Genomic DNA, 5053 nt, shown 5'->3' with positions numbered 1-5053 from the left:
GAGCCGCTTGCCGTGCACGACGGTGAAATCGTAGCCGAACGCCCGCCCGAGCAGTTCCCCGGCGGTTTCTACCTGCCCCTCGCCGAGCAGCCGGCGGATGCGGGTGCTGCTCACCCGCTCGCCCCCCCACAGCACGGCGGGGACGACGTCCACCTCGACCCCGCGCGCCGCGCAAAGGGCCTTGAGCATCGGCACGTCCCCCGCGGCGCCCCGGCCGAACCGGTAGTCGTCACCGCAGCAGACGACCGCCGCGCCGAGCCGCCGCACGAGCACCTCGTCGACGAATTCCTCCGGCGGCATATCGGAAAAATCGGTGAAGTCGGGGGTGAGCAGCAGCCGCACCCCCCACTTTTCGAGCATGCGGGCCTTTTTCGTCTCGGTGATGAGCTCGCAGTTGTCGCATTTGCGGGCGGGATGCCCGCTGTGGATCGTAAAGGTGAAGACGCCGGGGACGAGCCCCGCCTCCCCGGCCCGTTCGACGGCGCGGCCGATCACCGCCGCGTGCCCGATGTGCAGCCCGTCGAAAAAGCCGCAGGCGACGGCCGAACGGCCGGCCGGGGCCGCCTCGGCGATCGTGTGAAAGATCTGCAAGGGCTACACCTCCAGCGTAAAAAGTTTCACCATCCGGAATTCCCCGTTTTTCACTTCCGCGATCCCGAGGAAGGGGTCCTCCCCCAGATAGACCGCGAAGGGGCCCTCCCCCCTGGGGCAGGCGACGCGCGCCGGGTCGAGGCGCACGCCGTTTAAAAACATCCTCGCCTGCTTTTCGCCGAGCCGCGCCCTGGGCAGCCCCGCGAAGGCCGCGCCCACCGGGAGCAGCGCCCCGCCGAACCGGCCCTCCCGCGCGAGGCCCCCGGCCTCTTCGATCGTGACGCAGTCGGCGAGGGTGAAGCCCGCCGCCATCGTGCGCCGCAGCCCGGTCATGACCGCGCCGCAGCCGAGCGCCTCGCCGATATCGGCCACCAGCGTGCGGATGTAGGTGCCCTTGGAGCAGTGCACGTCGATCCGACAGGTGTGGGCCGCCCCGTCCCACGAAAGCACCTCGAGCGAACGGATGGTGACGGGGCGGGCCTTCCGCTCCACCTCCACCCCCTGCCGCGCGAGCTCGTAAAGGCGTTTGCCCTCCACCCGCAGGGCGGAGTACATCGGCGGCACCTGCAGGATCTCTCCCGTAAACCGCGCGGCGGCCTCCCGCACGCGCGCCTCCGTGACCTCCGACGGGTCCCGCTCGCGGAGCACCCTGCCGGTCGAGTCCTGCGTGTCGGTGGTCACGCCGAGCTTAAAATCCGCGAGGTAGCGCTTGTCCTGCCGGGGCAGGATGTCGCACGCCTTGGTCGCGCGGCCGAAAAAAAGCGGAAGCACGCCCGTCGCCATCGGATCGAGCGTCCCCGCGTGGCCGACGCGGCGGGTGCCCGCGATCCCGCGCAGCTTCGCCACCACATCGAACGATGTAAAGCCCTCCGGCTTGTCTATGCAAAGAATTCCGTTCAGTTCCGCCATACGCATTCCTGTCCCTTATGTTTCCCTCACGCGGGGGTGAGTTCGGTCCGAAGCTCGTCCACCAGGCGGGCCTTGACCTCCTCCAGCGTCCCCTCGAGGGTGCAGCCCGCCGCGCGGGCGTGTCCGCCGCCGCCCAGACGGGCGCACGCCGCGGACGAATTCACATGCTCGCTGCTGCGCATCGAGACGCGCCAGCGCCGCTCCGCCTTCTGCTGGAGCATCACCGCGACGTCCACCCCCTCGATCTGCCGGGGGACGGCCGCGATGCCCTCCATGTCCTCCTCGGGCACGCCCGTCTCCTCGATCGCCCGCAGGGTCATGACGGTGATCACCATGCGGTGGTCGTAGCGGTATTCCAGCGTGTCCATCACCCGGCGCTCGAGCTCCATGCGCGCGACCGACTTGGTCTCGAACATCATCTTGTTGATGCGGTAGCTGTCGATGCCGGTGCGCATCATCTCGGCCGCGAGGATGTGGGTGCGGGCGGTCGTGTTGGAGTAGCGGAAGCATCCCGTGTCGGTCGCCAGCCCCGTGTAGATGCACACCGCCATGCGGTAGTCGATCCCCACGCCGAGCTCCTGGATGACGCAGTAGATCGATTCCGCCGTGGCGGCGGCGTCCGTGTCGAGCAGCAGGTTTTCCGCGTAGCGGGTGTTGGAGGGGTGGTGGTCGACGCAGAGGCCGATCCTCCCCTCGTACCGCGTGCGCAGTTCCCCCAGAAGCTGCAGGTCCGCGATGTCCACCGCCACGACCAGCCCGGGGTCAAACGCCGGCTGGTCCTCCCCGGTAAAGCCGGGATACATGAAGCAGTAGCGCGGCGGGAACCCGTCCGGGCACTCGATCCGCGCGGTCCTGCCGAGCGCGCGCAGCGCGTAGAGCAGCGCGAAGCCGCTGCCCAGCGTGTCGCCGTCCGGCTTCTGGTGGCAGAGGATCACGATATTGTCCGCCCCGCGGATCATCCCGGCCGCCTCCCGCGCGTCCACAGGTCTGCTGGTTCCCATGTCGTCACCTCATTTTTGCAGGTCGTTTAACATCTTTGCGATATCCGCGCTGTGGGCGATCGAATCGTCCGCCACAAAGCTGAATTCGGGGAGCCTGCGCAGCTTGAGCCGGCTGTTCAGCTCGTGCTTGATGAAGCCGGCCGCGCTCGTGAGCCCCTTGACGGCGCTCCTGGCCGCCTCGAGGCCGTCCATCGAGCTGATATAGACCTTGCAGGAGCTCAAATCCTTCGAGAGGTCGAGCTTCACGATCGACAGCAGCCCCGTGATGCGCGGGTCCTTGAGGGAACGCATGATGTCGCTCAGTTCCCGTTTGACGTCCTCTTCCGTTCTGGAAGCCCTGTAAGAGCCCATAACGAGCCCTCCTTCCGGTCACATTCGCGGGGAAGGCCCCGCGCTGTTAGGATTCGCGATATTCCTCGATTTCATACGCCTCGAAGATGTCGCCCTCCTTGATGTCGTTGAACTTGTTGAGCCCGGTGCCGCACTCGTAGCCCTTCGCGACCTCCTTGACGTCGTCCTTGAAGCGCTTGAGGGAGGCGAGCTTGTCGTCGGCGATGATGATGCCGTCGCGCACGACGCGGATCTCCGCGTTGCGGGTGATCTTGCCCTCGAGCACGTAGCAGCCGGCGACGGTGCCCACGCCGGTGATCTTGTAGACCTGGCGGACCTCGGCGCGGCCGAGCTCGACCTCGCGGGTCTTGGGCGCGAGCATGCCCTTGATGGCCGTCTCGACGTCGTTGATTGCGTCGTAGATGATGCGGTAGAACCGCAGCTCGACGCCGTCGCGCTCGGCGTTCTCCTTGGCGACGGGGTCGGGGCGGACGTTGAAGCCGACGATGATCGCGTTGGACGCGTCGGCGAGCATGACGTCGCTCTCGCTGACGGCGCCGACCGCGCCGTGGATGACCTTGACGCGCACCTCCTCGTTCGAGAGCTTCTCAAGCGACTGCTTGACAGCCTCGACCGAGCCCTGCACGTCGGCCTTGACGATGACGGGCAGCTCCTTGACGTCGCCCTGGGAGATGTGGCTGAAGAGGTTGTCGAGGGTGACCTTCTCGTAGGCGCTGAACTGCGCCTCCTTCTGCTCGTGCTTGCGCTGCTCGACAAGCTCCTTGGCAAGCCGCTCGTCCTCGACGGCGTTGAGCACGTCGCCCGCCTCCGGCACGTCGTCCAGGCCGGTGATCTCCACCGGCGTCGAGGGGCCGGCCTCCTCCACCCGCTCGCCGCGGTCGTTGAGCATGACGCGCACCCGCCCGAAGGTGCTGCCCGCGATGACCGCGTCACCCGCGTGCAGCGTGCCCGTCTGGACGAGGATCGTCGCCACGGGGCCGCGGCCCTTGTCGAGCTTGGCCTCGATGACGGTTCCGCGCGCCATGCGGTCGGGGTTGGCCTTGAGCTCGCTCGTGTCCGCGACGAGCTGGATCATCTCGAGCAGGTCGGGGATGCCCTCACCGCTCTTGGCCGAGACGGGCATGCAGGGCACGTCGCCTCCCCACGCCTCGGGCACCAGCTCGTATTCGGTCAGCTCCTGCATCACCTTGTCGGGGTTCGCATGGGGCTTATCCATCTTGTTGATCGCCACGATGATCGAGACGCCCGCCGCCTTGGCGTGGTTGATCGCCTCGACCGTCTGGGGCATGATGCCGTCGTCCGCCGCGACCACGATGACCGCGATGTCGGTGACCTGCGCGCCGCGGGCGCGCATCGAGGTGAACGCCGCGTGTCCGGGGGTGTCGAGGAAGGTGACGGGACGGTCGTTGACCATCACCTGGTAGGCGCCGATGTGCTGGGTGATGCCGCCGGCCTCCCCCTCGGTCACGTTGGTGTTGCGGATCGCGTCGAGCAGGGAGGTCTTGCCGTGGTCGACGTGGCCCATGACCACGACGATGGGCGGGCGCTCGGCGAGGGCCGAGTCGTCCTCCTCCTTCTCCTCCTGGAAGAGGCGGTCCTCGATCGTGACGACGACCTCCTTTTCGACCTTCGCGCCGATCTCCATGGCGACCATCGCGGCGGTGTCGTAATCGATCGTGTCGCTGATGGAGGCCATGACGCCGAGCGTCATGAGCCGCTTGATGACCTCGGAGGCGGTCAGGTGCAGCCGTGCGGCCAGCTCGCCGACCGTCATCTCCTCGGGCAGGGTGACCTCGAGGTTCTTGCGGCGCTGGCGCTCCAGCTCAAGGCGGCGCATCTTGGCGTCCTCCTTCTCCTTGCGGGACATGACCGGCTTGCCGCGGCGGCGCTCGGCGCTGCGCTGGGTGAGCTTCTGCTTCTGCGCGGACATGTTCTGGTTGCCCACCTTCTGCTGGGCGAGGGTGTCGTATTTCTCGTTGTAGCGGTCGAGCTCCACCTGCGTGGAACCGGCGCGCATATCCACCGTCGCGGAGCCGCGCTGGCGCGGCGGCTGGCTGCGGTTCTGCGCCTGCGCCGGCTGCTGCGCGCCCGGGCGGGGCGGCTGCGGCCGGTTCTGGCCCTGCTGGGGCGCCGGGCGTCCCTGCTGCGGGCGGTTCTGGCCCTGGCCGCCCTGCTGGGGCCTGCCATTCTGCTGCGGGCGG

General features: G+C 68.0%; 4 protein-coding genes and 1 pseudogene. All 5 read right to left on the bottom strand.

Annotated features, from left to right (window positions below):
- Window positions 1-591, bottom strand: a pseudogene (locus RDM88_RS11765) (riboflavin biosynthesis protein RibF); the annotation flags it as partial.
- Between the two features lie 3 nt (window positions 592-594).
- Window positions 595-1500: a tRNA pseudouridine(55) synthase TruB gene (gene truB / locus RDM88_RS11760; RefSeq protein ID WP_308755020.1), complete on the bottom strand. Its 906-nt coding sequence runs from the start codon at window positions 1498-1500 to the stop codon at window positions 595-597.
- Between the two features lie 26 nt (window positions 1501-1526).
- Entirely contained in the window at window positions 1527-2501 is a 975-nt protein-coding gene (locus RDM88_RS11755) for a DHH family phosphoesterase (RefSeq protein WP_308755019.1), read from the bottom strand.
- 9 nt (window positions 2502-2510) lie between these two features.
- Window positions 2511-2852 carry a 30S ribosome-binding factor RbfA gene (gene rbfA, locus RDM88_RS11750; protein ID WP_308755018.1) on the bottom strand — a complete coding sequence of 114 codons (342 nt, stop codon included), beginning with the start codon at window positions 2850-2852 and terminating at the stop codon, window positions 2511-2513.
- 46 nt (window positions 2853-2898) lie between these two features.
- Window positions 2899-5053: translation initiation factor IF-2 (gene infB, locus RDM88_RS11745; protein ID WP_308755017.1), on the bottom strand; the 2155-nt coding region annotated here is incomplete at its 5' end.

It is taken from the genome of uncultured Anaerotruncus sp. (assembly GCF_902490045.1).
Taxonomy (GTDB): domain Bacteria; phylum Bacillota; class Clostridia; order Oscillospirales; family Ruminococcaceae; genus Anaerotruncus.
Note: the sequence above shows the minus strand (reverse complement) of the source record. Positions and strands in the feature narration are given on the sequence as shown.